Annotated in this window: 1 protein-coding gene; it reads left to right on the forward strand. The window is 57.6% G+C overall.

What is annotated here, in order from left to right; genetic code table 11:
• Positions 1 to 2,271: immunoglobulin-like domain-containing protein (locus ACDZ94_RS07890; RefSeq protein WP_432751491.1), on the forward strand; the 2,271-nt coding region annotated here is incomplete at both ends.

Here is a 2,271-nt window from a genome sequence, read left to right on the forward strand (position 1 = left end):
CACCACCGTTGGCGAAGGCGGCAATATCGTCTACACCGCCAGCCTTGTGGATAAAAACGGCGCGGCAGTGACTAACATCACCAACCCGCTAACCGTCACTCTGGACAACGGCCAGACCATCACTATCGGCGTGAACCAGTCGAGCGGCACCGTCACCACCGTGGCGCCGAACGATGTTTACAAAGGCGACCAGACCGTCACCACCGCAATTAAGGGTGTGACTGGCGGCGAGCATTTCGAGAATTTGGTTCCTGGTACTACGCCGGTTAACACCACCGTTACCGACACACCGGGCACCGCTGATACCACCACCGTCACTTTGACCGCGCCAAGCGCAGTCAACGAAGGCGGTCAGATTACGTACACCGCAACCTTGAGCAATAAGGCCGGCACTGACGTAACCCTGAAACTCGACAACGGCTCGACCATCACCATCAAGGCCGGCGACACCGTCGGCACTGTGACTGTCCCAGCACCTAGCGATGACGTGTTCATCGACAAGAGCACTCAGACCGTCAAGATCACTGACGCTGCTGGCGGTAACTTCGAGAAGCTGGACGTTGCTGGCGACGGTGCGACCACCACGATCAACGACACCATCGACAAAGTTGATGTGGTCCTGACCGCTACTACTACCGTCGGCGAAGGCGGCAACATCGTTTACACCGCCAGCCTTGTGGATAAAAACGGCGCGGCAGTGACTAACATCAGCAATCCGCTCACCGTGACCTTGGATAACGGCCAGACCATCACCATCGGTGTGAATCAGTCGAGCGGTACCGTTTCGGTTGTGGCTCCAGATGATGTGTACAAAGGCGACCAGACCGTCACCACCGCAATCAAGGGTGTGACCGGCGGCGAGCATTTCGAAAACCTGGTGCCGGGTACTACACCTGTAAACACCACCGTGACCGACACACCTGACACCGCTGATACCACCACCGTCACTTTGACCGCGCCAAGCGCAGTCAACGAAGGCGGTCAGATTACGTACACCGCAACCTTGAGCAACAAGGCCGGCACTGACGTAACCCTGAAACTCGACAACGGCTCGACGATCACCATCAAAGCCGGCGACACAGTCGGCACCGTGACTGTCCCAGCGCCAAGCGATGACGTGTTCATCGACAAGAGCACTCAGACGGTCAAGATCACTGACGCTGCTGGCGGTAACTTCGAGAAGCTGGAAGTAGCAGGCGACGGCGCGACCACCACGATCAACGACACCATCGACAAGGTTGACGTCGTACTGACCGCTACCACCACCGTTGGCGAAGGCGGCAATATCGTTTACACCGCGTCGCTGGTCGATAAGTCGGGTAACGCAGTAACTAACATCACCAACCCGCTGACCGTGACCTTGGATAACGGCCAGACCATCACCATCGGTGTGAATCAGTCGAGCGGTACCGTTTCGGTTGTAGCTCCAGATGACGTCTACAAAGGCGATCAAACCGTCACCACCGCAATTAAGGGTGTGACTGGCGGCGAGCACTTCGAAAACCTGGTCCCTGGCACCGATAAAGTCACCACCACAGTGACTGACACTCCGGGCACTGCCGATACCACTACCGTGACCCTGACGGCTCCGTCCGAGGTGAGTGAAGGTGGCCAGATCACCTACACCGCAACCTTGAGCAACAAGGCCGGCACCGACGTCACGCTGAAGCTCGATAACGGCTCGACCATCACCATCAAAGCCGGCGACACCGTCGGCACCGTGACGGTCCCAGCGCCAAGCGATGACGTGTTCATCGACAAGAGCACTCAGACCGTCAAGATCACTGACGCTGCTGGCGGTAACTTCGAGAAGCTGGACGTTGCTGGCGACGGTGCGACCACCACGATCAACGACACCATCGACAAAGTTGATGTGGTTCTGACCGCTACCACCACCGTTGGCGAAGGCGGCAATATCGTCTACACCGCCAGCCTTGTGGATAAAAACGGCGCGGCAGTGACTAACATCACCAATCCGCTCACCGTGACCTTGGATAACGGCCAGACCATCACCATCGGGGTGAATCAGTCGAGCGGTACCGTTTCGGTTGTGGCTCCAGATGATGTGTACAAAGGCGATCAAACCGTCACCACCGCAATTAAGGGTGTGACCGGCGGCGAGCATTTCGAAAACCTGGTGCCGGGTACTACACCTGTAAACACCACCGTAACCGACACGCCGGGCACCGCTGATACCACCACCGTCACTTTGACCGCGCCAAGCGCAGTCAACGAAGGCGGTCAGATTACGTACACCGCAACCTTGAGCAA

Origin of the sequence: Pseudomonas sp. UBT (genome assembly GCF_050915955.1) — a bacterium.
Lineage (GTDB): Bacteria > Pseudomonadota > Gammaproteobacteria > Pseudomonadales > Pseudomonadaceae > Aquipseudomonas > Aquipseudomonas antarctica_A.